Genomic DNA, 25,413 nt, shown 5'->3' with positions numbered 1-25,413 from the left:
ATGCGCGCGGCTCTGGTTGGACTTGCCCTTACTTTTGCGCCCCTGACGGTCAGCGCGCAAACCGCCCCGGCCACCGACCGACCCGCCGTTCTGGTGGCCGATCAGGTGTTCATTACCCGCGATAAGGTCTTGGTCGCGCAGGGGAATGTCGAAGCCTTTAGGGGCGAGACACGGCTGCGCGCCACCGCGATCCGCTATGATCAAGCCACCGGTGCCTTGAGCATTGAAGGTCCGATTGTGCTATCAGAGGGCGAGAATACCACAATTCTTGCTGATGCCGCCTCTCTCGATGCGGGGTTACAATCAGGGTTGTTGCGCGGCGCGCGCATGATCCTTGAGCAGCAGTTGCAGCTTGCCGCTGTGCAGATCAATCAGGTCGAAGGGCGATATAGCCAGCTTTACAAAGCGGCTGTAACCTCATGTAAAGTATGCGAAGATGGTGAAGCCCCGCTTTGGCAAATCCGCGCGAAACGAGTGGTGCATGACCAACTGGCCCAGCAGCTTTATTTCGACGAAGCGCAGTTTCGCATCAAGAATGTGCCGATCTTCTATTTGCCCCGCCTGCGCCTGCCTGACCCGACGTTGGACCGTGCCACCGGCTTTCTAGCGCCTTCCATCCGGTCCACTTCGCAACTGGGTGTGGGGCTGAAACTGCCCTATTTCATCAAGCTGGGCGATCACCGCGACCTTACGCTGACGCCCTATCTTTCCGCCGAAACCCGCACGCTTGAGTTCCGCTACCGTCAAGCCTTCGTTTCGGGGCGGATTGACTTTGACGGTGCGATTACCCGCGATGATGAAGAACCGGGCGAAACGCGCGGCTATCTGTTTGGAAACGGCACCTTTAATTTACGGCGCGACTACAAGCTTTATTTCGACATTGAGACCACCAGCGACCGCTCCTACCTCAATGACTATGGCTATTCCGACAAAGATCGCCTGACGAATGAGTTGACCGTGAGCCGCGCCCGGCGCGACGATTACACCCGCGCCAGTTTGCTCAATTACCGTTCCCTGCGTGATGATGATGTAAACGCCGAACTGCCGACACTGGTATTGGACGGCGAACATCAGCGACGCTATTTCCCAACCCGTCTGGGCGGAGAGCTGCGCCTATCGCTCGAAGCGCACACCCACCGCCGCGGCTCCGACGTGAGTGCGGGCGGGCTTGGCCGCGATGTCTCGCGGTTGAACGGTGAAGCGACATGGTTAAGACGCCTGACATTCTCTAACGGGTTGGTCAGCGACCTTCATGCTGGTGCGAATTTTGGCCTCTTTAATATTGCGCAGGATGCTGGATTTGAACCGCGCCATGGTGATCTAGTGCCCGAAGTTGCCGTCGCGCTGCGCTATCCCATGCAACGTCGCGAGACGGGCGGCGCGGTACAACAGATTGAACCGCTTGTACAATTCGGCTGGACCGGCGGCGATCGGCTGGACATTCCCAATGAAGAAAGCACACTGGTTGAGTATGACGAAGGCAACCTACTGTCGCTCAGCCGTTTCCCTCGACCCGACCGCCGCGAGCGCGGCGCGGTTGCGGCCTTCGGCGTGAATTGGGCACGGATAGACCCTAACGGGCTCGACGCAAGTTTTTCCTTCGGTCAGGTGATCCGGGCTGATGCGGATGACGATTTCAGCTTTAGCTCGGGCTTGCAGGGGACTTACTCTGACTTTCTGCTGGCTGGGCAATTGCGCAGCGACAATGGTCTCGCGCTCATCGGGCGCGGGCTGGTCGATGATGACTTCGAGGTCGCCAAGGCCGAGTTGCGCGGCGTTTGGAATTTCAAACGCGGCCAAATCGCGAGCAGCTATGTCTGGCTTCAAGAAGATGCCGCCGAAGACCGCGATGAAAACGTGTCGGAGATCACCTTTGACGGCAGCTTTTCGATCAACAGCCAATGGCAGGCCTCTGCTGACTGGCGTTTTGACTTGGCCGACGAACGCGCAGCGACGGCGGGTCTTGGCCTGAGCTATAACAATGAATGTGTACAGGTCGACCTTTCCGTCAGCCGGAGCTATTCATCCTCAACAAGTGTTGAGCCCTCAACGGATTTCGGTTTTAACATCGGCCTCAGGGGCTTTGCCGCCAACACCGGAACAGAAAGATACGTACGCTCATGTGGGAAGTAACGAAACAGACAGTCCGTGCCGGGATCCGTGGCACCGCGGTCCTCGCCCTCGCTTTGGTCGTGGGGCAATCCGCGGCAGCACAAAACCTCTTTGCGCCCGTCGCTCGTGTTAACGACGAGGCCATCACAGGCTATGAGGTGCAGCAGCGTCAGCGCTTTATGCAGTTGATCGGTGCGCCGGGGGCGGACACCGAAAACGTCATCGACAGTCTGATCAACGACCGGCTGCGGGGGCAAATCCTTGACCAAGCTGGGCTGCAAGTCAGCCCAGACGGGATACAGTCCGGCATGGCCGAATTCGCAAGCCGTGCTGATCTGTCGACCGAAGAATTCCTTGAGGTGCTCGGCCAAGCGCAGATCTCAGAAGAGACATTCCGGGATTTCATCGTCATCAGCGCTGCATGGCGCGATCTGATCCGCGCGCGCTATAATGGCCGGGTCAACATCACCGACGAAGAGGTAGAGCGCGCACTTGGCAGCAGCCGGGGCAACAACGGCCTGCGCGTGCTTTTGTCAGAGATCATCATTCCCGCCCCGCCGCAAAATGCCGATCAAGTGAACGCGCTGGCCGAACGGATTGCGCAAAGCAGTTCCGAGGCTGAGTTTTCCTCTTATGCGAGCCAGTATTCCGCCACTGCTTCTCGGGGCCGCGGCGGTAAAATGCCTTGGACGCCGCTCGAAAACCTTCCCGCCAGCCTGCGGCCGATCCTCCTGGCCCTCGCGCCGGGTGAGGTGACAGCGCCGCTGCCGATCCCGAATGCCGTGGCCCTGTTCCAACTGCGCGGCATCGAAGAGACCGGCAAGCCAAGCGTCGAATACTCCGAGATTGACTATGCGGCCTATTACATCCCCGGTGGCCGTTCCGAGGCCGCCCTGTCGCGCGCCGCACAATTGCGCGGTCAGGTGGATCAGTGCGATGACCTCTATGGCGTGGCCAAGGGCCAGCCCGCGAATGTGCTCGACCGTGGCACCAAGGCTCCGGGTGAGATCCCACAGGATGTGGCCATTGAACTGGCGAAGCTCGATCCCGGCGAAGTCTCGACCACGCTGACCCGTGCCGATGGGCAAACGCTGGTCTTCCTGATGCTCTGCAACCGCACCACGGCGGCCAATGCGGAGGTGAACCGCGACGCGGTCATCAGCTCGATCCGGCAGCGCAAGCTTGAGGGCTATGCCACGCAACTGTTGGAACAGGCCCGCGCCGAAGCCCGCATCACCCGCCAATGAGCCGCCCGTCTCGGCCTGTGGCCATCACCTGCGGTGAACCCGCCGGGATTGGCCCTGAAATCGCCGCCCATGCTTGGGCGGCGATTTCGTCTGACATCCCGATGTTCTGGATTGGCGACCCGCGCCACCTGCCTGAAGATGTGCCGCACCGTTTGATCGATAGCCCCGAAGATGTAGGCGAACCGAGCACCGATGCGCTGCCTGTGCTGTCTCATGTTTTCGAAAGCACCGCCCTCGCTGGTGTGCCGCAGCCCGGCCATGCGCAGGGGGTGATTGACGTGATCGCCCGCGCGGTCGATCTGGTGCAGACCGGGGCCGCTTGCGCCATCTGCACCGCACCGATCCATAAGAAAGCCCTGCAGGATGGCGCGAATTTCGCCTATCCCGGCCATACTGAATACCTCGCTGCACTGGCAGGGGTTGAGGATGTGGTGATGATGCTGTCCTCCGACCAGTTGCGCGTCGTGCCCGCTACCATCCATATCGCACTCGATCAGGTGCCGCAGGCGCTCACCCCTATCGGCCTGCGCCGCACGATTGAGATCACCGCGCAGGAATTGCAAAACCGCTTTGGCATCGCCCGCCCCCGCATTGCCGTCGCCGGGCTGAACCCGCACGCGGGCGAAGGCGGCAGTATGGGCCGGCAAGAGATCGACTGGATCGCGCCGCTGATTGTCGAGATGCAGGGCGAAGGCTACGCACTGACCGGGCCGCTGCCCGCCGATACGATGTTCCACGCCCGCGCCCGCGCAGGCTATGACGCGGCGGTAGCGATGTATCACGACCAAGCGCTGATCCCGATCAAGACGCTGGATTTTGACCGAGGCGTGAACGTGACGTTGGGCTTGCCCTTCGTGCGTACCTCCCCCGATCACGGAACAGCTTTTGACATCGCGGGACAAGGGCGCGCCAATCCGACCAGCATGATCGAAGCGATCAAACTGGCATGGCAGATGGGCCAGAAAACATGAGTGCAATCGACAACCTTCCGCCGCTGCGCGAGGTGATCAACACACACGAACTGGCCGCGCGGAAATCGCTGGGCCAGAACTTTCTGCTGGACCTGAACCTCACGGCCAAGATCGCGCGACAGGCCGGGGATATGGCCGATTGCGACGTGCTTGAAATCGGCCCCGGCCCCGGTGGCCTCACCCGTGGACTGCTGGCCGAAGGCGCGCGTCATGTCTTGGCGATCGAGAAGGACCGCCGCTGCCTGCCCGCGCTGGCTGAAGTGGCGGAACACTACCCCGGTCGCCTGACGGTCATCGAAGGCGACGCGCTGGAGATCGACCCGCTGAGCCACCTGACCCCGCCGATCCGCGTGGCCGCCAACCTGCCCTATAACGTCGGGACCGAATTGCTGGTGCGTTGGCTTACCCCGCCGCAATGGCCCCCCTTCTGGCAGAGCCTGACGCTGATGTTCCAACGCGAAGTGGCCGAGCGGATCGTCGCGACGCCCGGCTCCAAAGCCTATGGGCGGCTGGCCGTGCTGGCACAGTGGCGCAGCGATGCGCGGATCGTCATGCAATTGCCGCCCGGAGCTTTCACACCGCCGCCTAAGGTATCTTCAAGCGTGGTGCATCTGACCGCGCTGACTGAGCCGCGCTATCCTGCCGACCCCGCCGTGCTTAGCCGTGTGGTCGCCATGGCCTTTAATCAACGCCGCAAGATGCTGCGTTCGGCGCTTAAAGGGGCGGCACCCGACATTGAGGATCGCCTGCAGGCCGCTGGGCTGAAACCCACCGACCGAGCCGAGCAGATCCCGCTGGAGGGTTTCTGCGCCCTTGCCCGCGAAATCGCCAAGGGGTGATCATGTTCCATCGTCTACTGCTGCTTTGCGCGCTAATTCTAAGCCTGTCTGCCTGCGCCATGCCCCGCAACGGCCCGCCGCCCGTCGGCACAGACGCCGAGATTTCGGAATTGACGCGGGCCATCGAACGGCTTTCGCCCGCCATTGACCCGGCAGAGGCCGCGCGCGCAGCGCAGATTGCCTATCGCCACACGCATGAACTGGCGATTGCCTATCAGATCACCGATGCGCCGCTTATTCACAATGCCAAGGTCAACAGCGGCCGCCGGCCGCGCGGGCTGTGCTGGCATTGGGCTGAGGATCTGGAGAAACGTTTGAAGGCCGAAGGTTTCGCCACGCTCGACATGCACCGGGCCATTGCCAACGGTGACACCCGGCTGCTGATAGACCACTCCACCGCCATCATCTCGGCGGCAGGCGCGCCGATGCAAGCGGGGATTGTCCTTGATCCGTGGCGCAAGGGGGGCGTGCTGTTCTGGTCGCCGGTCACAAACGATCCGCGCTATGATTGGGAGCCGCGTGAAGAGGTTCTGCGCCGCAATGGGCGGATCAGATACGTGCAAGCGGGAATGGAAGGGTAGGCCACCCTGCCCTGGACCGATACGAAAAAGCCCCGCAAATTGCGGGGCTTTTCTTTATTCTGCGGCCTTGGCCGGATCGTTGCTACCGTCACCGCCAGCATCCTGCGGCTGTGCCTCTGCCACTTTCGGCTTGGGCTTGCGGCGCGGAGCACGTTTTGGTTTGGGCTTGCTCTCGGGCGTTTCAACCAGCGTGCTCTCTTCGCCGTTGGTTTCGGCCTCAGCCTGCTGCTGTGGCTGCTGTTGCTCGGGCGCGCTGTCCTGCGCAGGCTGCTGTTCCGCTTGCGGCTGATCGCCCTGTTGCTGGCCACCTTGCTGTGCTTCGCGCTCCTGACGTTCAGCACGCTCGCGATCCCGCTCGGCTTGACGCTCACGGTTCTGGCGTTCTTGCTCTTCGCGGCGCTGGTCAATCTCGCGCTGTGCTTCGCTCAGCAGGCGTAGGTAATGTTCAGCGTGCTGTTGAAAATTCTCAGCCGCCACACGGTCATTGCTAAGCTGCGCGTCGCGGGCCAGCTGGTTGTATTTCTCGATAACCTGCTGCGGCGTGCCGCGCACCTTACCCTCAGGACCGGAGCTGTCGAACACCCGATTGACGACATTGCCGCCGCCACCACCATGTGGGGAGCGTTTACGATTGTTCTTCGACCGGGAGCGTGATCTGGGAGAGTTCATGGAATGATGTCAGCCTTGTGTGCTGTGTGTCGTTTACCGGGGGTGCAAAGCACGTCATCGTCCCGGCCTAAGCGATATGTTGGGCATAGTGCCGCGCGGGACCGCCTATGGCATCCACCGCTGCAACACCTCTGACTAACCATGCCAGAAAGCCTTGAGCAAGAAGAAATTGCGATCCAACCTGCTAAAGACCCGAATTTTCGCGATTTCATGCCGGTTTATCTGCACAAACCACCCTAGAGCGGCCATCCAGATCATGCGCCAACGTCACCCGGCCCCAGCCCGCAGCGGTAAAGATATCTTGTACCGCCTCACCCTGTTGCCAGCCGATTTCCACCATGACGCGGCCTTCGGATGTCAGATAGCCCTGCGCCTCAGTGGCGATGATGCGGTAAATGCTCAGCCCGTCCTGACCATCGGTCAGCGCCATTTCCGGCTCGTGCCGGCGCAATTCGGGCGAGACATCGGCCATCTCTTCGGCGGCAAGATAGGGCGGGTTCGACAGGATCAGGTCAAACCGCCCCTCGACCGCGCTGAACCAATCTGACTGGCGGATGTCGGCACGCTCGGCCACGCCGTGCTGTACCGCATTGGCACTGGCCTGAAGGCAAGCGGCTTCCGAGAGGTCTACGCCCAGCCCCGTGGCCTGTGGGCGTTCGGCGAGCAGCGTGACAAGGATACAGCCCGATCCGGTGCCAAGGTCCAGGATGCGGGTAAAATCGGTGGTTAAGGCCAGATCAATCAACGTTTCCGTCTCTGGCCGCGGGTCCAGCACATCGCGGCTGATGCTGAAATCGCGGCCATAGAACGCGCGCTTCCCGATCAGTTGTGAGACCGGTACACGCACGGCGCGCAGGGCGATGAGTTGATCAAAGCGTTCGGCCACGTCGGGGGCAATTTCTTCGGGCGCGATCAGTGTCACGCGGACGGCATCCACGGCTGCGGCATGGGCCAACAAAAGCCGCGCGTCTCGTGCCGGATCGGGCACGCCCGCGGCACGCAGCCGGCCGGCAGCAGCGGCCATGGCTTGGGCGGCGGTCTGGGGGCTCACCCCTCCATCTCCGACAATTGACGTGCTTGGGCGTCGGCGGTCAGGGCATCGACGATCTCATCCAGATCGCCCTGCATCACGGCCTCAAGACGGTAGAGCGTCAGGTTGATCCGGTGGTCGGTCATCCGCCCTTGTGGGAAGTTGTAGGTCCGGATGCGCTCGGACCGGTCGCCGGTTCCGACCTGCGCCGCGCGGTCGGCGGACCGTGCGCTGTCGATCCGGCTGCGCTCTATGTCATAAAGCCGCGCTTTGAGCACCTGCATCGCCTTGTCGCGGTTGCGGTGCTGGGATTTTTCCGAAGATGTCACCACAATCCCGGTCGGAATATGGGTGATGCGCACAGCGGAATCAGTTGTGTTGACGTGCTGCCCACCAGCGCCCGAAGAGCGCATCGTGTCGATCCGCAGGTCATTCGCGTTGATCTCGATGTCCACGTCTTCGGCCTCGGGCAGGACCGCCACAGTGGCCGCCGAGGTATGAATGCGCCCACCGCTTTCTGTCGAGGGCACGCGCTGGACACGGTGCACGCCGCTCTCGAACTTCAGCCGGGCAAAAACGTTCTGCCCGGTGATATGGGCCACAACTTCCTTGACGCCGCCCAACTCGGTCATCTGGCTTTCAATAAGGTCGAAACCCCAGCCCCGCGCTTCGGCGTAGCGTTGGTACATGCGCAGCAGGTCGCCCGCGAACAGCGCCGCCTCATCTCCGCCCGTGCCGGGCCGGATCTCCAGCATCGCGGGTTTTGCATCGGCAGAATCGCGCGGCAGAAGCGCCAGTTGCAGCCCCTGCTCCACCTCTGGCAGACGTGCCCGGAGACGCGGCAACTCCTCCCGCGCAAGCTCAGCCATTTCGGGGTCTTTTAGCATCAACTCGGCTTCTTCGAGGTCACGCTGAAGCTGTTGGTAAAGGTCGATCTGATCCACCACGGGCTTGAGATCGCTGTATTCCTTGGCGAGGGCTGCAAAATCGGCCCCATCGGAGCCCGCAGACATGCTGGCCTCCAAAAACTGGAAGCGTTGCGAGATTTGCGCGAGGCGGTGCATCGGGATCATGGGGTTCCTGTCGCTTATGCAAATGCTTTGGTCAAGAGGCGGCTTATGCTATCATAGGTTATGAAACGCATCTTGCCGCTGTCCTGCCTCTTGGCCCTGACGGCCCTGCACCCTGCCCTTGCGGATGTCAAAGCGCCGGGCGGGAAGACGATTGATTGCTATTGCACCAACAGCACCGGCGACCGTGTGGAACTGGGTGAAACCATCTGTCTACAGGTCGGCGGCCGCATGTTCATGGCCCAGTGTCAGATGTCGCTCAATGTGCCGATGTGGCGCGAAGTGCAGCAGGGCTGCCTGTCATCGCGCCTCGATCTGAGCGAGCCAAGCATTGACCCGCTTGGCGTTGACGCCCATATCTGACCGCCCAAAGCGCGAGCGGCCATAGACTTCGACATAGCTCGGGTTGTCACCGTAGACGCCGATGGTGGTAAAATCGGGGTAGCCCATCAATTTGGTGCGGGTAACATAGGTGACCTGCCCCTCGGCCAGTGATCCGGCGACGACCTCTGTACGCGGGGTCTGCATGATGGCACGGTCAAGCTGCGCCAAGGTCTCTTGCCCGTCGCCGTCAACGGGTGCGCGCCAGATATAGCTGTTGGTGCCTTGGGACTTGCCCATCTTCTGCCCTTCGGCCTGCATATGCCAACGTGCGGTGTCGATGGGCGCAAGGCGGACATAGGCCACCAAGGCGACGAGGGCGATCACGATGATCCAGAACAGCATTTTAAGCACCTTTCAAAGGTCGGCGATTTGAGGCGACGCAGGTGGTCGCGGTGAGGTGGGCGGCCCCCAAGCCTGAGGGCTGCCCGATAAAGTTGTGGTCTTCGCTCACGCGGTTCTCATGCGGTGGCCCAGCAGCGACAGAATCTCGGTCGCGACATGCGCGCCCGCGATCGCTGTCGCCCCTGTGGTGTCGAAAGGCGGAGAGACCTCAACCACGTCGCCGCCCATGATGTTGATCCCGGCCAAATCGCGCAGCATGATCGAGGTTTGCGCCGAGGTCAGCCCGCCCCAAACCGGCGTGCCGGTACCGGGGGCAAAGGCCGGATCCAGTGCGTCGATGTCGAAGGTCAGGTAACAGGGCCGATCGCCGAGGATTTCTTTGATCTTAGCCACGGTGGCCTGCGGCCCCTTCTCATGTACCTCACGGGCATCGATAATGTTGACGCCCATCGTGTCTTCGTTGGTTGTGCGTATGCCAACCTGCACGCTGGTGGAAGGGTCAACGATGCCGGACTTGACCGCCTTGTAGAACATGGTGCCGTGGTCGATCCGGTCCATGTCGTCGTCTTGCCATGTGTCCGTGTGTGCATCGAACTGTAACAGGCTGATCGGACCGTATTTCTCAGCATAGGCCTTGAGGATCGGGAAAGAGATATAGTGATCCCCGCCCAAGACAACCGAGGCCGCGCCAGCATCAAGGATGGTCTTGATATGCGACGTGAGTGCGGCGGGGAACTGGCTGACATGGCCATAGTCGAAGGCCAGATCACCATAATCCGCGATTGCAAATTCGCTCAGTACGTCAAAGTCCCAGCCATAGGGCGCGTCGGGGGCTTGCAAGGCGCTCGCCTCGCGGATGGCGCGGGGGCCAAGGCGCGTACCGGGGCGGTTGGTGACGGCCTGATCAAACGGCACGCCGGTTACCGCGATGTCCACGCCGGTCAGATCCTTGGTGTATTTACGTCGCAGGAAAGAGGTCGCCCCGCCAAAGGTCAACTCATAGCTCGGCCCTTTGAGGTCCTCGCGGGTAAAGGCCATATCCATCTGTTTGGCCGCGTCTTCCAGTGCCATTACTTGCCTCCTGCTGGCTGTGCCCGCTCAACGATACGGGCGAAAAAGGATGCGCCGAGCGGCGCGATCTCGTCGTTGAAGTCGTATTCTGGATGGTGCAGCCCTGCGCCTTCACCGGCACCGAGGAACAGATATGCACCGGGGCGTTTTTCGAGCATATAGCTGAAATCTTCCGCGCCCATCTCGCGCCCATAATCGCCGTGCACTTGGGCCGCGCCCACCACTTCGCTCGCCGCCGCGATGGCGGTTTCGGTCTTGGCCGGGTCGTTGATCGTGGCCGGATAGCCGACTTCATAGTCCAGTTCCGCTGAGACGTCATAGCTTGCCGCCTGCCCGTCCACGATCTGCTGCATCCGACGCATGACCATGGCCTGAACCTCGCGGTCAAAGGTCCGCACGGTGCCGTTGATATAGGCGGTCTCAGGGATCACGTTATCGGCAGAGCCGGTGTGGATCTGTGTGACTGAGACCACCAAGTCCTGCGTGGCGACATGATTGCGGCTGACGATGGTCTGGATCGCCGTGGCGATGCCACAGGCCGCCACAACCGGATCGCGGGTATCATGGGGCATCGCGCCATGGCCGCCTTTGCCTTTGATATGGATATGGAATTCATCCACCGCCGCCATGATCGGCCCCGGAGTGGTGTAAAACGCGCCTTCGTCAAAGCCCGGCGCGTTGTGGATGCCGTAGACTTGGGCGATGTCGAACCGCTCCATAATGCCCTCTTCGACCATAACGCCCGCGCCGCCGCCCGTTTCTTCAGCAGGTTGAAAGATCAGCGCCACCCGGCCCGCGAAATTGCGGGTCTCCGCCAGATAGCGCGCGGCCCCCAGCAGCATCGTCGTATGCCCGTCATGCCCGCAGGCGTGCATTTTGCCCTCCCGCGTGCTGGCATAGTCCTTGCCCGTCGCCTCATGGATCGGCAGCGCATCCATATCGGCGCGCAGGCCAATGGTCGGGCCTTCGCCCTGCCCCTCGATGATCGCCACGATGCCCGTCGTCGCGATGCCCTCGTGCAGTTCATCCACGCCGAACGCGCGCAGCCGCTCGGCCACGAAAGCCGCCGTCTCATGGCATTCCAACCCCAACTCGGGGATCGTATGCAAATGGCGCCGCCACGCTGTCATATCCTCCGCAAAGGCGTTGATGCGGTTTACCACGGGCATGGGCTGGACTCCTTGGGGTTGGTTTGGTCAGGGTGCATCTGACACCAGACATACGGGGCCTGCAATGCCGGACGACACAAAAGCCGATCTCATTCACGATTCCGATGCGGGCATTGAACGGCTGCTTGAAATCATGCGCCGCCTGCGTGATCCCGACACCGGCTGCCCCTGGGATATCGAACAGGATTTCGACAGTATCGCCCCCTACACCATTGAAGAGGCTTATGAAGTTGCTGATGCCATTGCCCGCCGCGATTGGGCGGAACTTGAGGGCGAGTTGGGCGATCTGCTGCTGCAATCGGTCTATCACACGGCCATGGGCGAAGAGGCTGGGCACTTCACCTTTCAATCCGTGGTGCGCAACATTAGCGATAAGATGGTGGCGCGGCACCCGCATGTCTTTGGCGACGAATCCCGCGACAAAAACGCCGAACAGCAGACCGCCGATTGGGAAAAGATTAAAGCCGCAGAGCGCGCTGGCAAGGCACAGGGAGGCACCTTGGACGGGGTGGCAATCGGCCTGCCAGCGCTTTTGCGCGCGATGAAACTGCAGAAACGCGCGGCGCGGGTGGGGTTCGACTGGCCCGAGACGACACAGGTGCTGGATAAGATCACCGAAGAGGCCGCGGAACTGGTCGAGGCGAGGGACACGCTAAGCCAAGCGGAGGTTGAGGAGGAATACGGCGATCTTCTCTTCGTCATGGCCAATCTGGGCCGCCACCTTGGGCTCGACCCCGAAGCCGCTCTGCGCGCCTCCAATGCCAAATTCACCCGGCGTTTCGAGGGCATTGAGGCCCGGCTCGCGGCAATGGGCAAAACCCCGCAAGACAGTGATCTGGCCGAGATGGATGCGCTTTGGGATGCAGTGAAACTGGCGGAACGCGGCTAATCGCCGGGCCTGCGGCTGGACAAAGACATGAGCCTCCGGCAAGGCTCTGCCCCAAGCAATTTGACGAAAGTAAGCCCATGACCCCGCGCAAAATCATTATCGACACCGACCCCGGACAGGACGACGCCGTCGCGATCCTCCTTGCGCTGGCCAGCCCCGAAGAGATCGATGTGCTGGGCATCACCTGTGTCGCGGGCAACGTGCCGCTGGATCTCACCTCGAAAAACGCCCGCATCGTCTGCGAATTGGCGGGGCACCGGGATATAAAGGTCTTTGCCGGTTGCGACCGCCCGTTGGGCCGTGACTTGGTGACGGCAGAACATGTGCACGGCAAGACCGGCCTTGATGGTCCCGACCTGCCCGACCCCACCATGCCGCTGACCGAGGGCCATGGCGTCGATTTCATCATCGAACAGGTCCGTGCCCATCCCGCAGGCAGCGTGACCCTCTGCCCCTTAGGCCCGCTCACCAATATCGCAACCGCCCTGCAAAAGGCGCCCGATATCGCCGAGAAGGTGCAAGAGATCGTGCTGATGGGCGGCGGCTATTTCGAGGGGGGCAACATCACCCCCACGGCGGAGTTCAACATTTATGTCGACCCGCATGCCGCTGATATCGTTTTTAAATCCGGCATCCCCATCGTCGTGATGCCGCTCGATGTGACGCACAAGGCGCTGGTCACCAAACCGCGCAATGACGCCTTCCGCGCGCTTGGCACGCCGGTAGGCGTCGCCGTGGCCGAGATGACCGATTTCTTCGAGCGGTTCGATAAAGAGAAATACGGCTCCGAAGGCGCGCCGTTGCATGACCCTTGCGTCACCGCCTATCTGATAAATCCAGACCTGTTCAAAGGTCGCCACATCAACGTCGAGATCGAAACCCAGTCAGAACTGACCATGGGCATGACCGTGGCCGACTGGTGGGGCGTGACCGACCGCGCGCCCAACGCAGTTTTTGTAGGCGACCTTGACGCCGACGGGTTCTTTGCGCTGCTCACCGAAAGGCTGGCACGTCTATGAGCGCACATCTCACCCTCGGCGCGCCTGAGCATCTTGATAAATTGGTCGGGCTGGTCACTGCCTTTCACGCCGAAGCGGGCATTGAGATGACTGATGAGCAGCGCCGCAACGGGCTTGCGCCGCTGCTGGAGGGGATCCCCCATGGCGCCGCCTATCTGATCGGCCCACCCCGTGCGCCGATTGGCTATGTGGTGATTTGTTTCGGCTGGTCTGTTGAATTCGGCGGGCTGGACGCCATCATTGATGAAATCTACGTCCGTCCCGGCGTGCGGGGACGCGGGATCGCTTCAGAGACGCTGATCGCTCTGCCGCGCGCGCTGGCTGCGGGCGGGTTGAAGGCCATACATCTCGAAGTTGACCGCACCAATAAGGCGGCGCTCAAAGTCTACACCCGCGCGGGCTTCCGCCCCCGCGAGGATTATATGCTTATGTCTCGGAAACTGTGATGCGTATTCCCTTCGATAACAGCTATGCCATCCTGCCTGAGGGGTTCTTTACCCGGCTCGACCCGACGCCGGTAAAAGAGCCCAAGCTCTTGGCTTGGAACGCTGATCTGGCGGCATTGCTGGGGATCGAAGGGGGCGATGCAGAGACCCGCGAGCAGGTTTTCGGCGGCAATGCGGTGCCCGAAGGGGCGGCACCCTTGGCGCAGCTTTACGCCGGGCATCAGTTCGGCAATTTCAACCCGCAGCTTGGCGATGGCCGTGCGATCCTGCTGGGTGAGGTCATCGACAGCGTCGGCAAGCGCCGTGACATTCAGCTCAAAGGTTCCGGCCCTACGCCCTATTCGCGTATGGGCGATGGCCGCGCATGGGTTGGGCCGGTGCTGCGCGAATACCTGATCAGCGAGGCGATGCATGCGCTCGGCGTGCCGACCACCCGTGCCCTCGCCGCCGTTGCCACCGGGGAGCCGATCCTGCGCGAAAGCGGCCCCCTGCCCGGCGCCATCGTCACCCGCGTCGCCGCAAGCCATCTGCGCGTCGGCACCTTTCAGGTCTTTGCCCATCGCGGTGAGACGGAGGCGCTCAAAGCCCTCACCGACTATGCCATCGCGCGGCATTATCCCGATGCAAAGGGTCCGCTTGGCCTTCTGCGCGCGGTCTGTGCTGCGCAGGCGGAACTGGTGGCGCAGTGGATGTCCTTCGGCTTTATTCACGGGGTGATGAACACCGACAATTGCAGCATTTCGGGCGAGACGATCGACTATGGCCCATGCGCCTTTATGGATGCGTTTCATCAGGGCCGTGTGTTCAGTTCTATCGACCGGCAGGGCCGCTATGCCTACGGCAATCAGCCGCAGATCGTTGTGTGGAACATGGCGCAACTGGCGACCTCGCTTTTGCAACAGATGGACGACAAAGAGACCGCCGTCGAAGACGCCACCGAAATCGTTCATGACATGCCCGAGTTGATCGAAGCCGCATGGCTGCGCCGTTTCGCGGCCAAGGTCGGAATTTCCACCCCCCGCCCCGAAGATGTTGATCTGATCAATGAACTGCTGAGCCTGATGCAAACGGACGGCGCGGATTTCACCAACACATTCCGCGCTCTGGGCACCGATCAAGCACGTGATCAGTTCACCAACCGTGACGCCTTTGATATATGGGCGGAAAGCTGGCGCGCCCGGATTGAGGATGAGCCAGACCCGCAGGCGGTCATGCAATCGGCAAACCCTGCCGTGATCCCGCGAAACCACCGGATTGAGCAGATGATCGAAGCCGCCGTCGCAGGCGACATGGCCCCGTTTGAGCGGTTAATGAAGGCGCTATCTTCGCCCTTTGAAGAGACCAACCCAGAGTTGCAGCGCCCGCCGACCGAAGATGAGATTGTGCCCGCGACCTTTTGCGGTACCTGACCCCTAGCGCGCTCGGGGTTTGCGGTTGATCAGGTAAATCCCTGCCGCGACCAGCAGCAGGGCGAGCCAAACGGTAAGCCCGATCTTCTCCGACAGGATCAGCCAACCCAAGAGCACCGCAAAGACGGGCGAGAGGAAGCTGAAGGACGCCACCGAGGCTGCAGGATAGACGGTTAGCAGCCAAAACCACGCTAGAAACCCAAAGCTCGCCACCGCGATGATCTGATAGGCGAGACTTGCCAGATGCACCGGCTCGACCTCGCGCAGCAAGGGGCCAAAGAGCGGCGCAAGCAGCAAAAGCACCGGGGCCGAGATGATCAGTTGCATCATCAGCTGCTGCGCGGGCGGTACTTTTGACAGCGGTGTGATCCGAACGCAAAGCGCAATGCCAGCCCAGCAAAGCGCCGCAAGCAGGGCCAGTAGATCGCCAAGCCAGCTCGCCCCCTCGGCCCCGCCATCGCTCAGCGCTAGTGCCACGCCGCCCATGGCCAGCCCCATGCCCAACAGGCGCGCCCTGCTCAGGCGCTCGCCGGGCAGCCACAGATGGGCCGCTATCCCAAGCCAGACAGGCATGGAATAGAGCAAGATCGACGCACGGCTGACCGTGGTCAGATCGAGCGCAAGGAAGAGGCAGACAAACTCAAGCGTGAAGAAAGCCCCAGCTGCCAGCCCGCCCATCAGCGCAGAGCGCGGAAGCGATAGGCTCACGTCCCGAAGCCGCATCCAGATCAGCAGTAAAAACACAGCACCGAGAGACCGCAATCCGGCCAGAAAGACAGGATTGAACCCACCGGTGCTTACTTTGATTACAACTTGGTTAAAGCCCAAATTTAGCGCAAAGAGCACCAAGGCCACAGCGCCAAAACCATCGATGTGCAATTTGCGTTCCATTCCGCCAGAAGCGCCATCCGGCCCGGATAAGTCAATGGCGCGCCGTGGTTTTCACAGCGCGCCATTGGATCGTTTAATTGCTAAGTGTCGGCTTAGGCTGCCTGCTGGCCGCCCGGCTTGCCGCCGCCACCGCCGCGCCGCCGACGGCGACCGCCACTTGGTTTTCCAGCGCCTTCGCCCCCGCCGCCACCACCACCGGGACGACCACCGCCGCCACCGGGTCGGCCACCACGCCCACGGCCACGGCCCTTGGGTTTGGACGGCTCATCGATCACTTCCCAAGGACGGCCCGAGGCCACCGGGATCGAAATCCCCATAGTCTTCTGAATGGCCTTCAATTCGCCCATCTCATCCGGTGCGCAGAAGGCCACGGCAGCGCCGTCTTTGCCCGCGCGCGCGGTCCGGCCAATGCGGTGCACATAGTTGTCGGGCACGTTCGGCAGGTCGAAGTTGTAGACGTGTTTCACATCCGGAATGTCCAAACCCCGCGCCGCCACATCGGTGGCCACCAGCACAGTGATCTCGCCACCTTTAAAGCCCGCAATCGCCCGGTCACGCTGGCCTTGGCTTTTGTTGCCATGGATCGAAGCGGCGTCAAACCCGGCCTTCACCAGCGTCTTCATCAGCTTTTCCGAGCCGTGTTTCGTGCGGCCAAAGACCAACGCCCGCTCGCCCTTGTGCTTGGCCAGCAGTTCCTTCAGCAACTCTGTCTTCTCGGCCTTCGCGATGAAGTGAACCTCTTGCGTCACCTTGTCCGCCGCCTTGCCCGGAGGTGAGACCTCGATGCGGATCGGGCTGTTGAGATAGCTGTTGGCGATCTCGTTCATCAGCTTGGGCATGGTCGCCGAGAACAGCATCGTCTGACGCTCTTTTGGGATCAGGTTCGAGATTTTGCGCAGGTCATGGATGAAGCCCATGTCGAGCATCTGGTCGGCTTCGTCGAGCACGAGGAAGGTCGTCGTGTCGAGCTTGACCGCGCGGCGGTCGAGCAGGTCGAGCAGACGGCCCGGCGTGGCAATTAACAGATCAACACCGCGTTCCAGACGCTTGATCTGCGTATTGATCGACTGGCCTCCGACAACCATCGCCACTTTGATCGGCGTGCCTTCGGCATAGCCGCGCAGGTTCACGGCGATCTGTTGGGCCAGCTCGCGTGTTGGGGCCAAGACAAGGCCGCGCACGGAGCGTGGCGCGGGACGGCCTTCAAGCTCCATCATCTGTGCGATAAGCGGCACACCAAAGGCCGCTGTCTTGCCGGTGCCGGTCTGGGCAAGGCCCATCACGTCGCGGCCATTCATGGCTTGGGGGATTGCTTGGCGTTGGATCGGGGTTGGATCTTTCAGACCCATTTCATTCAAGCGGGCCACCAAGTTCTTTGGCAGGCCCATCATGTCAAAATCGCTCATTCGTTCACTTTCCGGCACGCAGAGCGCGCGCCATCCTTAGTCGCCGCGCCCATTTCAGGCGCCACGGGGTCGCGCAAGCCAGATCGCGGGCGCAGGCCACATGCCTCACACCCGTCTGTCGCGCTTGGCCCCACGCGTGATTTTGGGAACATCGGCGGGCCTTGTCGTCAGCGTCCCAGAGGCCCCTTATGGGACTTGGCGCTGATACTGCTCACGCGGCAGAAGGCTTCGCTTGACCCCCACATGGGCCGCGCGCGGGCAAAAGTCAACCGGCAGGGTTCAATTGCGGTGGCGTCTGGCCGCGCTAGAATGCTAGGTACGTGGTCCGACGGACGAAGGGCGAAACGATGCGCAACCCGATTATCAAACGGTGCGAGGCCATGGGCCTGCGCATGACAGGTCAACGCCGGGTCATCGCGCAGGTGATCCACGACAGCGACGATCATCCCGATGCCGAGGAATTGCTGGCCCGCGCCACTGAGATCGACAGCGGCATCTCTATCGCCACGGTCTACCGCACGGTGAAACTGTTCGAAGAGGCAGGCATCCTCGACAAGTTGGAGTTCGGCGATGGCCGGGCGCGCTATGAAGATGCGCAGCGCGAACATCACGACCATCTAATCGATGTGAACTCAGGTGAGGTGATCGAATTCGTCGACGCCGAAATCGAAGAGCTTCAGGAACGTATCGCGCGTAAATTGGGGTACAAACTGCAGGGGCACCGGATGGAACTTTACGGTGTGCCTATTAAAAAGGATGACCCATGACCGACCGAGACCGCCCGCTTCTGGCCGTGTTGATCGACGCCGACAATGTCCCGGCCAAACATGCCGCAGCCATCATGCGGGAGGTCACAACCATCGGAGAGCCCGCCCTGCGCCGCGTCTATGGCGATTGGTCGAATGACCACCTCAAGGGTTGGAAGGCGCCGATCCGTGAGTTGGGCTTGGTGGCCCATCAGGAAACCGCGAACACCAAGGGCAAGAACGCCAGCGACATTGGTCTGGTCATTCAGGCGATGGACATCCTGCACAGCCGCCGCTTCGATATCATCGTGATCGTCTCCTCCGACAGTGACTTCACCGCGCTGGTGAACCGCCTGCGCGAAGATGGGGTGACGGTGATCGGCATCGGCGAGAAGAAGACTCACGATTCGCTGCGCAACGTCTACAACCGTTTCATCCTGATCGAAAACCTCGACGGAGCCGAGCCGGACACCACGTCACGCGCCAGCGCCAAGGTGGCCGACGCCCTGCCCCTGTTCAAATCGGCGATGGACAAGATTGACACCGAAGACGATTGGTACAATCTCGGCCAGATTGGCCAGACGATTCAGGCAGCGCATCCGGATTTCGACAGCCGGACATATGGCCATGGCAAGCTGAGCGCCTTGGCAGCTGACCTCAAAGCCTTGGAGACGCGCAAAGATGGCAACCGGCTCATGGTCCGCTTGAAAAGCTAGGACGGAATCACTCGGCGGCGCGCTGTTTTTGCTTCGCCACCCGCGACAGCATGGCGGGCAATAGAACGCTCAGCACCACCAGCCGCATGATGTGACAGGCAGCGACAAACCCCGGCACCACCGCCAGCACCGCGCCAAGCGCGATCATCGTCTCAAGCCCACCGGGCGCGAAGGCCACCAACACATGGCCCAGCGGCATGCCAAGCGCCCAAGCCACCGGCACCGCGCCCAACCCCGCCAGCCCGACGGCCACGCCGGTAATCGCAAGCCCCGCGCCAAGGCCGCTGACAAACCGCGCGGGCGTGATGCCCGAAAACCGCGTGCCGATCAGACAGCCCAGCACCAGATAGGCGATAAGGGTCAGCCAACCCGGCAGTACCCCGGTCTCCAACTTGGTCAGATGCGCGATGGCAGAGACCACCATCGCCCCCATCAAAAGCGGCGCGGGCACCGAAAGCCGGGCAAAGATCAGCCCCACAAGCACGGCCGCAAAGATCATCACAAAGATTGAAAGCACCCCCATCCCCGCGCCCGCCGGGGCAATATTGCCGGTCATGTCGACGCCCATCAGCAAAGCGGCAAAAGGCACGACGATCGTCAGTGCCAAAAGGCGAACCGACTGGGTGATCGAAATCCGCGGCACGTCAGAGCCGCTGTCGCTGGCAATCGCCATCACAAAACTAAGATGCCCCGGTGCCGAAGCCAAAAGCGCTGAGCGCGCGTCAAACCCGAAATATCGCGCCAGCATCCAGCGGCAGACGGCCATGATGCCCCAGATCACCAGGGTCATAAAGACAAAGGCCAGCGGCCAGCGCACCATGGCGTTGACCGCATCTTGGTTAAAACCCGCGCCAACAGCGATGCCCAAAACCACGAAACAAGCATCCCGCAGCCGCGGGTCGACTGCCGTGCGCAGACCGGCCAGCCCCAGACCACTCACCGCGATCACCGGCCCCAGCAGCATATAGACAGGCGCATTGAGCCACCAGAACAGCAGCGCGCCAAAGCCCCCGGTCGCAAGGGTCAGCACAGTATCGCGCGGGGCGAGCGAAGGGATCGGCCATCTCATGCGGTAGGGCTAGCACCCCGGTAGAGCGGGCGCCAGTGTCACACGCATGGCGCGCATCGCGCACCCTTGCCCTTTCGTCGCAAAAGGTTCATGGGCGACTGGCAATTCCACGGATGGAGGGACGTGATCATGGACAATCTGCGCGGCGCGATGCTGATGGTTCTGGCCATGGCCGGTTTCGCCATCGAAGACATGTTCGTCAAACTGACGAGCGACGCCCTCCCCGTGGGGCAGATCATCGCGCTGTTGGGCGCGGGCGGCGGGGCGATCTTTGCCGTGATCCTGCGCATTCAGGGGCGGCGGTTGTTCTCTGCGGATATGCTCACCGGGCCGATCCTGCTGCGCGCCGTGGGTGAGGTGCTTGGCACCCTGTGTTTCGTGACCGCCATTGTTTTGACGCCGCTCTCCTCGGCCTCTGCCATCCTTCAGGCCACGCCGCTGGCCGTGACCCTTGGGGCCGCACTGTTTCTGGGTGAACCCGTCGGCTGGCGCCGTTGGAGCGCGATTGTTGTAGGCTTTCTTGGCGTGCTGCTGATCGTGCGCCCAGGGTTGGAAGGGTTCAACGCGCTGTCGCTCTTTGCTGTCGCTGGAGTCATCGGTCTTGCCCTGCGTGATCTTGCGACGCGCAAGGTTCCCAAAAGCATCAGTTCCATGCAGCTTAGCTTTCTTGCCTTTATCGTGCTGGTCCCGGCAGGGTTGATCCTGATGGCCGCCGCTGGCACCCCCGCCGTGATGCCGGGCGGTGCCGAGGTGATTTATCTTACCGCGGCGATGGTGATCGGTGTGATGGCCTATTACGCCATCGTGGCCGCCATGCGCGTGGGCGAAGTCAGCTTCGTCACGCCGTTTCGCTACATGCGGATGCTATTCGCGCTGGTTGCCGGGATCTTGGTCTTTAAAGAAACTCCCGACACACTGACGCTGGTTGGGGCCGCAATCATCATCGCCTCGGGGGTCTATACCCTGCTGCGCGAACGCAAAATCACCCCCCGGCCCCGCCGCGGTCTTTCCAAGCCGGGCCTGCCGGGGTAAACCGCTGCAAACCCGAACATGAGGACAAAGCCCATGAGCACGATCATCGACATCCACGCCCGCGAAATCCTCGACAGCCGGGGCAACCCGACCGTCGAAGTCGACGTAATCCTCGAAGACGGCACAATGGGCCGTGCGGCGGTTCCTTCCGGCGCATCCACTGGCGCCTATGAAGCGAATGAGCGCCGCGATGGCGACAAGTCTCGCTACATGGGCAAAGGTGTGTTGGAAGCCTGTGCCGCCGTGAATGGCGAGATCGCGGAAGCGCTGGTGGGCATTGATGCGACCGAGCAGGTCGAAATCGACGAGATGATGATCGAACTCGACGGCACCGAGAACAAATCTCGCTTGGGCGCGAACGCCATTCTGAGTGTGTCGATGGCCGCTGCCAAAGCCGCTGCGGATTACTGCACACAGCCGCTTTACCGCTATATCGGCGGCACCACCGCCCGCGTTCTGCCCGTACCGATGATGAACATCATCAACGGCGGCGAACATGCCGACAACCCGATCGACATACAGGAATTCATGATCATGCCGGTCGCCGCGGAAAACATCCGCGAAGCCGTGCGCATGGGGGCCGAGGTGTTCCACACGCTCAAGAAAGAGCTTTCCGCCGCGGGCCTGTCGACCGGGATCGGCGACGAAGGTGGCTTTGCCCCCAACATCAGCTCGTCGCGCGACGCGCTTGATTTCATCCTGAAGTCCATCGAAAAAGCGGGCTACAAGCCCGGCGAAGACATGTACCTCGCCCTCGATTGCGCGGCGACGGAATACTACAAAGACGGCAAATATGTCCTCTCCGGTGAGGGCAAGACCCTGTCGAGCGAAGAGAACGCCGACTATCTGGCTGCCCTCGTGAACGACTATCCCATCATCTCCATCGAAGACGGCATGGCCGAGGATGACTGGGACGGCTGGAAGGCACTGACAGATGTCTTGGGCGGCAAGGTGCAACTGGTTGGCGATGATCTCTTCGTCACCAATCCCGCGCGTCTGTCCGACGGCATCAAGCGCGGCTGCGCCAACTCCATGCTGGTGAAGGTCAACCAGATCGGCACGCTGACCGAGACGCTCAAGGCTGTCGATATCGCGCATCGCGCGGGGTACACCAACGTCATGTCGCACCGCTCGGGTGAGACTGAGGATGCCACCATCGCAGACCTCGCCGTGGCGACCAACTGCGGTCAGATCAAAACCGGCTCGCTGGCGCGTTCCGACAGACTGGCGAAGTACAACCAGCTGATCCGTATTGAGGAAATGCTGGGCGAGACCGCACAATACGCGGGCCGCTCGATCCTGCGCGGCTGATGTCTGAAATCGCCATTCGCCCTGTCACCACCGCTGCGGACCTCGCGGCGGTGGTTGATCTTTGCTGGGCCTACCGCGACTTTCTGTACAACTTCGCCCCGACCGAGCGGCGGATTGTTGAGACATTCTACCCCCACGACAAATACAGCGCCCTGATGGACCGTCTGGCCGAGGAACACGCCCGTCCGCGTGGGATCATTCTGCTGGCCGAGCGTGACGGCATTCCTTTGGGCTGCGGCATGTCCCATGCGCTGAGCAATACCGAGAGTGAGATCAAGCGCGTCTTTGTGACGGATGCTGCCCGTGGGACCGGCGCGGGCCGCGCGATCTGCCAAAGGCTGATCGACCAGGCGCGGGAGGACGGGTTTGCGAAGGTCTATCTCGACACCTCCATCGCCTTTGCCCCTGCCCGCGCGCTTTATACATCATTGGGATTCATTGAGCGCGGTGCCTACCAACCGATGCCTGAGTTCACACGCGACGCGATCTGCTTTTATGAGTTGCCGCTGACCGACATACCGGCAAGCGCCGGATCTGTCTGAACGCGGCTATACCCGGCTGACAGTACCGCCACCCACTGCTGCACGCACGCCAGTGGTGCCGGGGCATGAAGTCGGCAGGCCACGCGCCACGCGCACGGCGAGATAGGCAAAAGCCTGCGCCTCCAGCATGTCGCCATCCAACCCGATCTCTTCCACCGGAGCGACAGGGCAATCAAGGCTAACATCCAGCATCCGCATCAGCACCGGATTATGGCGCCCGCCCCCGGTCACATAGACCCGCTCGGGCGGGGCTGGGCAGTGCTGCATCGCCTCGGCCACGCCAGCGGCGCACATGGCGGTTAAGGTGGCACAGGCATCGGCGTCGGACAGTTCGCCCACCAGTGCCACCATTTCAGCAAAATCATTCCGGTCGAGTGATTTTGGCGGCATGCGTGCGAAGTATGGCTCGGCAAGGAATAGCTCCAACGCGCCATGCTCCACCCTGCCCCGCGCGGCCAGCTTGCCACCTTCGTCAAAGTCTTGGCCAAGGCGGGCTTGCATCAGGTCGTTGATCGGCGCATTTGCCGGACCGGTATCGAAAGCCAGCAGCGCGCCTTCTTCCTCTGGCCGTGCGACTCGCGGATCGACCCAAGTGAGGTTGCCCACGCCGCCAAGGTTCAAGAAAGCCACCGGGCCCTCCCGCCCTGCAAAACGGGCGCAGGCATGGTGAAAGAACGGGGCCAAAGGCGCGCCCTCTCCGCCCAGTTCCACATCGGCGCTGCGAAAATCCCAGACAACGGGCAAGTTGATGGTGCGCGCTAACAGCGCCCCGTCGCCCACTTGCAGCGTGCCCTGCATCCGCGGCGCATGGGCAAGGGTCTGGCCGTGGAAGCCGACGAGCTCGACCCCGGGTTCATCTTTTAACAGATCATCCAACAGCGCCAGATGCGCGGCCTCGACCGCTTGGGCTGCCGCCTCGACCTCGGCCCCGTGCCATTTCCCGAATCCGGCGGCGATCACCCGACGCTCTTCTGCCGAATAGCTGCGATAGGCGCTGCGGCCAAAGCTGGTGATGTCATGCCCATCGGTACGCAAAATCGCGGCGTCCACCCCATCCAAAGAGGTGCCCGACATCATTCCCAGAGCCGTCACCACACCGGTTCCGACATGTTGCCTGTGCATGGCCCTATTCATGGCCTTTTCCTTTGCCGCTCGTGCGCATATAGATTGCCCCGCAATACAGTTTTGAGGCAAGTCACCATGACATACCATCCCAAATCGGAGTTCATCCACACGATGATGCAGCGCGGCTTTCTGGCCGATTGCACCGATTATCAGGGATTGGACGACGCCCTGATGAAAGGTGCCGCTCCTGCCTATGTGGGCTATGACGCCACAGCCAAATCGCTGCACGTGGGGCATCTGGTCAATATCATGATGCTGCGTTGGTTGCAGAAATGCGGCGGCAAGCCGATTACCCTGATGGGCGGCGGCACGACAAAGGTGGGCGATCCATCGTTCCGGTCGGATGAACGCCCCCTGCTGACGCCCGAAGCGATTGACGACAATGTCGAAGGCATCCGTCAGGTCTTTGCCCAATACCTCGATTACGGCGAGGGCGAGACAGGTGCCCTGATGCTGAACAACGCCGAGTGGCTGGATGAGTTGAACTACCTCGATTTCCTGCGCGACATCGGGCGGCATTTCTCGATCAATCGGATGCTAAGCTTTGAAAGCGTGAAATCACGGTTGGACCGGGAGCAATCGCTGTCGTTCCTCGAGTTCAACTACATGATTCTCCAAGCCTATGACTTTATGGAGCTTCACCGTCGCTACGGTTGTATCCTGCAGATGGGCGGCAGCGACCAATGGGGCAACATCGTCAATGGGATCGACCTGACGCGCCGCGTGATCGACGGCGAAGTCTACGGCCTGACCTCACCGCTGCTGACCACCAGCGACGGCAAGAAGATGGGCAAATCGGCAGGCGGCGCGGTCTGGCTGAACGGCGATATGCTTTCGCCTTATGAGTTCTGGCAGTTCTGGCGCAATTGCACCGATGCCGATGTGGGCCGTTTCCTCAAGCTCTACACCGAGCTGCCGGTCGATGAATGCGACCGTCTGGGCGCGCTCGCCGGGTCCGAGATCAACGAGGCAAAGGTGCGTCTGGCCAACGAGGTCACCGGCCTGCTGCACGGCGAAGAAGCAGCGCGCAACGCCGAAGCCACGGCGCGCGAAGTCTTTGAAAAAGGCGGCGTTGGCGACGATCTGCCTACCCTGACCCTCTCGGCGGCGGATGTGGGCGACGGCGTCTCTATCGTGCAACTGCTGGTGAAATCGGGCCTTGCTGGGTCCGGCAAAGAGGCCAAGCGCCTGATTGCCGAGAATGGTGCGCGGATTGATGATCAGCCGCTGACAGATGCGGGCATGATGCTTGATGCTGGTGCGCTGTCCTCTCCGATCAAGCTGAGCGCGGGCAAGAAACGCCACGCGCTGGTGCAGATCGGCTAAA

At 61.7% G+C, this 25,413-nt stretch carries 26 protein-coding genes; 16 read left to right on the top strand and 10 right to left on the bottom strand.

Annotation, left to right across the window (positions count from 1 at the left end):
• Genes ACSQ16_RS10860 through ACSQ16_RS10840 form a run of 5 tightly spaced genes read left to right on the top strand, consistent with a single transcriptional unit; the run spans position 1 to position 5,750 of the window.
• Complete coding sequence (locus ACSQ16_RS10860) at positions 1 to 2,133, top strand: LPS-assembly protein LptD (RefSeq protein WP_243260580.1); 2,133 nt, start codon at positions 1 to 3, stop codon at positions 2,131 to 2,133.
• Complete coding sequence (locus ACSQ16_RS10855; RefSeq protein ID WP_243260581.1) at positions 2,121 to 3,359, top strand: peptidylprolyl isomerase; 1,239 nt, start codon at positions 2,121 to 2,123, stop codon at positions 3,357 to 3,359. The genes ACSQ16_RS10860 and ACSQ16_RS10855 overlap by 13 nt, the downstream gene beginning before the upstream one ends.
• Complete coding sequence (pdxA, locus tag ACSQ16_RS10850) at positions 3,356 to 4,330, top strand: 4-hydroxythreonine-4-phosphate dehydrogenase PdxA (protein ID WP_243260582.1); 975 nt, start codon at positions 3,356 to 3,358, stop codon at positions 4,328 to 4,330. Before ACSQ16_RS10855 ends, pdxA begins: the two co-directional genes overlap by 4 nt.
• The gene (gene rsmA, locus ACSQ16_RS10845) at positions 4,327 to 5,169 is read left to right on the top strand and encodes a 16S rRNA (adenine(1518)-N(6)/adenine(1519)-N(6))-dimethyltransferase RsmA (RefSeq protein WP_243260584.1); all 843 of its coding nucleotides are present in this window, start codon (positions 4,327 to 4,329) and stop codon (positions 5,167 to 5,169) included. Before pdxA ends, rsmA begins: the two co-directional genes overlap by 4 nt.
• Before the next feature lie 2 nt (positions 5,170 to 5,171).
• Entirely contained in the window at positions 5,172 to 5,750 is a 579-nt protein-coding gene (locus ACSQ16_RS10840) for a hypothetical protein (protein ID WP_243260585.1), read from the top strand.
• Between the two features lie 54 nt (positions 5,751 to 5,804).
• On the opposite strand, the gene ACSQ16_RS10835 is transcribed toward ACSQ16_RS10840, so the two are convergent.
• The 3 genes from ACSQ16_RS10835 to prfA form a co-directional block, all read right to left on the bottom strand.
• Positions 5,805 to 6,419, bottom strand: coding sequence for a DUF4167 domain-containing protein (locus tag ACSQ16_RS10835; protein ID WP_093926119.1), 615 nt, complete (start codon positions 6,417 to 6,419; stop codon positions 5,805 to 5,807).
• 208 nt (positions 6,420 to 6,627) lie between these two features.
• Positions 6,628 to 7,443 (bottom strand): peptide chain release factor N(5)-glutamine methyltransferase, encoded by an 816-nt coding sequence (gene prmC, locus ACSQ16_RS10830; protein WP_243263170.1) that lies wholly within the window; start codon positions 7,441 to 7,443, stop codon positions 6,628 to 6,630.
• Positions 7,444 to 7,466: 23 nt separating this feature from the next.
• Positions 7,467 to 8,522, bottom strand: a complete 1,056-nt coding sequence (gene prfA, locus ACSQ16_RS10825) for a peptide chain release factor 1 (RefSeq protein ID WP_243260586.1) — start codon at positions 8,520 to 8,522, stop codon at positions 7,467 to 7,469.
• A gap of 60 nt (positions 8,523 to 8,582) precedes the next feature.
• Between prfA and ACSQ16_RS10820 the strand changes: the two genes are divergently transcribed.
• Positions 8,583 to 8,882 (top strand): hypothetical protein, encoded by a 300-nt coding sequence (locus ACSQ16_RS10820; protein WP_243260587.1) that lies wholly within the window; start codon positions 8,583 to 8,585, stop codon positions 8,880 to 8,882.
• On the opposite strand, the gene ACSQ16_RS10815 is transcribed toward ACSQ16_RS10820, so the two are convergent.
• The 3 genes from ACSQ16_RS10815 to ACSQ16_RS10805 form a co-directional block, all read right to left on the bottom strand.
• Positions 8,820 to 9,245 carry a DUF1499 domain-containing protein gene (locus ACSQ16_RS10815; RefSeq protein WP_243260589.1) on the bottom strand — a complete coding sequence of 142 codons (426 nt, stop codon included), beginning with the start codon at positions 9,243 to 9,245 and terminating at the stop codon, positions 8,820 to 8,822. The genes ACSQ16_RS10820 and ACSQ16_RS10815 overlap by 63 nt on opposite strands.
• Before the next feature lie 105 nt (positions 9,246 to 9,350).
• Positions 9,351 to 10,316 (bottom strand): agmatinase, encoded by a 966-nt coding sequence (speB, locus tag ACSQ16_RS10810; protein ID WP_243260591.1) that lies wholly within the window; start codon positions 10,314 to 10,316, stop codon positions 9,351 to 9,353.
• Positions 10,316 to 11,485 carry a M20 aminoacylase family protein gene (locus ACSQ16_RS10805; protein ID WP_243260592.1) on the bottom strand — a complete coding sequence of 390 codons (1,170 nt, stop codon included), beginning with the start codon at positions 11,483 to 11,485 and terminating at the stop codon, positions 10,316 to 10,318. The genes speB and ACSQ16_RS10805 overlap by 1 nt, the downstream gene beginning before the upstream one ends.
• A gap of 64 nt (positions 11,486 to 11,549) precedes the next feature.
• Here ACSQ16_RS10805 and mazG point away from each other — a divergent pair, with 64 nt between their 5' ends.
• From mazG to ACSQ16_RS10785, 4 genes are all read left to right on the top strand, one after another.
• Positions 11,550 to 12,374, top strand: coding sequence for a nucleoside triphosphate pyrophosphohydrolase (gene mazG / locus ACSQ16_RS10800; protein ID WP_243260594.1), 825 nt, complete (start codon positions 11,550 to 11,552; stop codon positions 12,372 to 12,374).
• Between the two features lie 77 nt (positions 12,375 to 12,451).
• On the top strand, positions 12,452 to 13,393 hold the full coding sequence (locus tag ACSQ16_RS10795; RefSeq protein WP_243260596.1) for a nucleoside hydrolase: 942 nt from the start codon (positions 12,452 to 12,454) through the stop codon (positions 13,391 to 13,393).
• On the top strand, positions 13,390 to 13,839 hold the full coding sequence (locus tag ACSQ16_RS10790) for a GNAT family N-acetyltransferase (protein WP_243260598.1): 450 nt from the start codon (positions 13,390 to 13,392) through the stop codon (positions 13,837 to 13,839). The genes ACSQ16_RS10795 and ACSQ16_RS10790 overlap by 4 nt, the downstream gene beginning before the upstream one ends.
• Positions 13,839 to 15,248 carry a protein adenylyltransferase SelO gene (locus tag ACSQ16_RS10785; RefSeq protein ID WP_243260599.1) on the top strand — a complete coding sequence of 470 codons (1,410 nt, stop codon included), beginning with the start codon at positions 13,839 to 13,841 and terminating at the stop codon, positions 15,246 to 15,248. Before ACSQ16_RS10790 ends, ACSQ16_RS10785 begins: the two co-directional genes overlap by 1 nt.
• A gap of 3 nt (positions 15,249 to 15,251) precedes the next feature.
• On the opposite strand, the gene ACSQ16_RS10780 is transcribed toward ACSQ16_RS10785, so the two are convergent.
• A complete protein-coding gene (locus ACSQ16_RS10780; RefSeq protein ID WP_243260601.1) occupies positions 15,252 to 16,139 on the bottom strand; it encodes a DMT family transporter in 888 nt (295 codons plus the stop codon).
• Positions 16,140 to 16,231: 92 nt separating this feature from the next.
• Positions 16,232 to 17,545 carry a DEAD/DEAH box helicase gene (locus ACSQ16_RS10775; protein WP_243260603.1) on the bottom strand — a complete coding sequence of 438 codons (1,314 nt, stop codon included), beginning with the start codon at positions 17,543 to 17,545 and terminating at the stop codon, positions 16,232 to 16,234.
• A 347-nt stretch (positions 17,546 to 17,892) separates the two neighbouring features.
• Between ACSQ16_RS10775 and ACSQ16_RS10770 the strand changes: the two genes are divergently transcribed.
• Positions 17,893 to 18,312 (top strand): Fur family transcriptional regulator, encoded by a 420-nt coding sequence (locus tag ACSQ16_RS10770; protein ID WP_067629018.1) that lies wholly within the window; start codon positions 17,893 to 17,895, stop codon positions 18,310 to 18,312.
• Positions 18,309 to 19,007 carry an NYN domain-containing protein gene (locus tag ACSQ16_RS10765; RefSeq protein ID WP_243260604.1) on the top strand — a complete coding sequence of 233 codons (699 nt, stop codon included), beginning with the start codon at positions 18,309 to 18,311 and terminating at the stop codon, positions 19,005 to 19,007. The genes ACSQ16_RS10770 and ACSQ16_RS10765 overlap by 4 nt, the downstream gene beginning before the upstream one ends.
• A 7-nt stretch (positions 19,008 to 19,014) precedes the next feature.
• On the opposite strand, the gene ACSQ16_RS10760 is transcribed toward ACSQ16_RS10765, so the two are convergent.
• The gene (locus ACSQ16_RS10760; protein WP_317406192.1) at positions 19,015 to 20,076 is read right to left on the bottom strand and encodes an AbrB family transcriptional regulator; all 1,062 of its coding nucleotides are present in this window, start codon (positions 20,074 to 20,076) and stop codon (positions 19,015 to 19,017) included.
• A 129-nt stretch (positions 20,077 to 20,205) separates the two neighbouring features.
• Between ACSQ16_RS10760 and ACSQ16_RS10755 the strand changes: the two genes are divergently transcribed.
• From ACSQ16_RS10755 to ACSQ16_RS10745, 3 genes are read left to right on the top strand one after another with little or no spacing between them, the layout of a single operon-like run.
• Positions 20,206 to 21,108: a DMT family transporter gene (locus ACSQ16_RS10755; protein ID WP_093926103.1), complete on the top strand. Its 903-nt coding sequence runs from the start codon at positions 20,206 to 20,208 to the stop codon at positions 21,106 to 21,108.
• Positions 21,109 to 21,141: 33 nt separating this feature from the next.
• Entirely contained in the window at positions 21,142 to 22,419 is a 1,278-nt protein-coding gene (eno, locus tag ACSQ16_RS10750; protein ID WP_243260610.1) for a phosphopyruvate hydratase, read from the top strand.
• Positions 22,419 to 22,961, top strand: a complete 543-nt coding sequence (locus ACSQ16_RS10745) for a GNAT family N-acetyltransferase (RefSeq protein ID WP_243260611.1) — start codon at positions 22,419 to 22,421, stop codon at positions 22,959 to 22,961. The genes eno and ACSQ16_RS10745 overlap by 1 nt, the downstream gene beginning before the upstream one ends.
• Before the next feature lie 6 nt (positions 22,962 to 22,967).
• Here ACSQ16_RS10745 and ACSQ16_RS10740 read toward each other — a convergent pair whose 3' ends face one another.
• Complete coding sequence (locus ACSQ16_RS10740; RefSeq protein WP_243260612.1) at positions 22,968 to 24,095, bottom strand: anhydro-N-acetylmuramic acid kinase; 1,128 nt, start codon at positions 24,093 to 24,095, stop codon at positions 22,968 to 22,970.
• A gap of 66 nt (positions 24,096 to 24,161) precedes the next feature.
• Here ACSQ16_RS10740 and tyrS point away from each other — a divergent pair, with 66 nt between their 5' ends.
• Positions 24,162 to 25,412, top strand: coding sequence for a tyrosine--tRNA ligase (gene tyrS, locus ACSQ16_RS10735; RefSeq protein WP_243260614.1), 1,251 nt, complete (start codon positions 24,162 to 24,164; stop codon positions 25,410 to 25,412).
• The last annotated feature ends 1 nt before the right edge of the window (position 25,413 follow it).

Source organism: Sulfitobacter sp. SH24 (assembly GCF_965641895.1).
GTDB classification, from domain to species: Bacteria; Pseudomonadota; Alphaproteobacteria; order Rhodobacterales; family Rhodobacteraceae; genus Sulfitobacter; species Sulfitobacter dubius.
The sequence above is the reverse complement of the archived record's forward strand: the minus strand, read 5'-3'. Positions and strand labels throughout refer to the sequence as shown.

What these genes read in the sequence shown, in the direction of transcription:
- ACSQ16_RS10860 (WP_243260580.1), top strand. Translation starts at nt 1, where the DNA reads ATGCGCGCGGCTCTGGTTGGACTTGCCCTTACTTTTGCGCCCCTGACG.
- ACSQ16_RS10855 (WP_243260581.1), top strand. Translation starts at nt 2,121, where the DNA reads ATGTGGGAAGTAACGAAACAGACAGTCCGTGCCGGGATCCGTGGCACC.
- pdxA (WP_243260582.1), top strand. Translation starts at nt 3,356, where the DNA reads ATGAGCCGCCCGTCTCGGCCTGTGGCCATCACCTGCGGTGAACCCGCC.
- rsmA (WP_243260584.1), top strand. Translation starts at nt 4,327, where the DNA reads ATGAGTGCAATCGACAACCTTCCGCCGCTGCGCGAGGTGATCAACACA.
- ACSQ16_RS10840 (WP_243260585.1), top strand. Translation starts at nt 5,172, where the DNA reads ATGTTCCATCGTCTACTGCTGCTTTGCGCGCTAATTCTAAGCCTGTCT.
- ACSQ16_RS10835 (WP_093926119.1), bottom strand. Translation starts at nt 6,419, where the DNA reads ATGAACTCTCCCAGATCACGCTCCCGGTCGAAGAACAATCGTAAACGC.
- prmC (WP_243263170.1), bottom strand. Translation starts at nt 7,443, where the DNA reads ATGGCCGCTGCTGCCGGCCGGCTGCGTGCCGCGGGCGTGCCCGATCCG.
- prfA (WP_243260586.1), bottom strand. Translation starts at nt 8,522, where the DNA reads ATGATCCCGATGCACCGCCTCGCGCAAATCTCGCAACGCTTCCAGTTT.
- ACSQ16_RS10820 (WP_243260587.1), top strand. Translation starts at nt 8,583, where the DNA reads ATGAAACGCATCTTGCCGCTGTCCTGCCTCTTGGCCCTGACGGCCCTG.
- ACSQ16_RS10815 (WP_243260589.1), bottom strand. Translation starts at nt 9,245, where the DNA reads ATGCTGTTCTGGATCATCGTGATCGCCCTCGTCGCCTTGGTGGCCTAT.
- speB (WP_243260591.1), bottom strand. Translation starts at nt 10,316, where the DNA reads ATGGCACTGGAAGACGCGGCCAAACAGATGGATATGGCCTTTACCCGC.
- ACSQ16_RS10805 (WP_243260592.1), bottom strand. Translation starts at nt 11,485, where the DNA reads ATGCCCGTGGTAAACCGCATCAACGCCTTTGCGGAGGATATGACAGCG.
- mazG (WP_243260594.1), top strand. Translation starts at nt 11,550, where the DNA reads ATGCCGGACGACACAAAAGCCGATCTCATTCACGATTCCGATGCGGGC.
- ACSQ16_RS10795 (WP_243260596.1), top strand. Translation starts at nt 12,452, where the DNA reads ATGACCCCGCGCAAAATCATTATCGACACCGACCCCGGACAGGACGAC.
- ACSQ16_RS10790 (WP_243260598.1), top strand. Translation starts at nt 13,390, where the DNA reads ATGAGCGCACATCTCACCCTCGGCGCGCCTGAGCATCTTGATAAATTG.
- ACSQ16_RS10785 (WP_243260599.1), top strand. Translation starts at nt 13,839, where the DNA reads ATGCGTATTCCCTTCGATAACAGCTATGCCATCCTGCCTGAGGGGTTC.
- ACSQ16_RS10780 (WP_243260601.1), bottom strand. Translation starts at nt 16,139, where the DNA reads ATGGAACGCAAATTGCACATCGATGGTTTTGGCGCTGTGGCCTTGGTG.
- ACSQ16_RS10775 (WP_243260603.1), bottom strand. Translation starts at nt 17,545, where the DNA reads ATGAGCGATTTTGACATGATGGGCCTGCCAAAGAACTTGGTGGCCCGC.
- ACSQ16_RS10770 (WP_067629018.1), top strand. Translation starts at nt 17,893, where the DNA reads ATGCGCAACCCGATTATCAAACGGTGCGAGGCCATGGGCCTGCGCATG.
- ACSQ16_RS10765 (WP_243260604.1), top strand. Translation starts at nt 18,309, where the DNA reads ATGACCGACCGAGACCGCCCGCTTCTGGCCGTGTTGATCGACGCCGAC.
- ACSQ16_RS10760 (WP_317406192.1), bottom strand. Translation starts at nt 20,076, where the DNA reads ATGAGATGGCCGATCCCTTCGCTCGCCCCGCGCGATACTGTGCTGACC.
- ACSQ16_RS10755 (WP_093926103.1), top strand. Translation starts at nt 20,206, where the DNA reads ATGGACAATCTGCGCGGCGCGATGCTGATGGTTCTGGCCATGGCCGGT.
- eno (WP_243260610.1), top strand. Translation starts at nt 21,142, where the DNA reads ATGAGCACGATCATCGACATCCACGCCCGCGAAATCCTCGACAGCCGG.
- ACSQ16_RS10745 (WP_243260611.1), top strand. Translation starts at nt 22,419, where the DNA reads ATGTCTGAAATCGCCATTCGCCCTGTCACCACCGCTGCGGACCTCGCG.
- ACSQ16_RS10740 (WP_243260612.1), bottom strand. Translation starts at nt 24,095, where the DNA reads ATGAATAGGGCCATGCACAGGCAACATGTCGGAACCGGTGTGGTGACG.
- tyrS (WP_243260614.1), top strand. Translation starts at nt 24,162, where the DNA reads ATGACATACCATCCCAAATCGGAGTTCATCCACACGATGATGCAGCGC.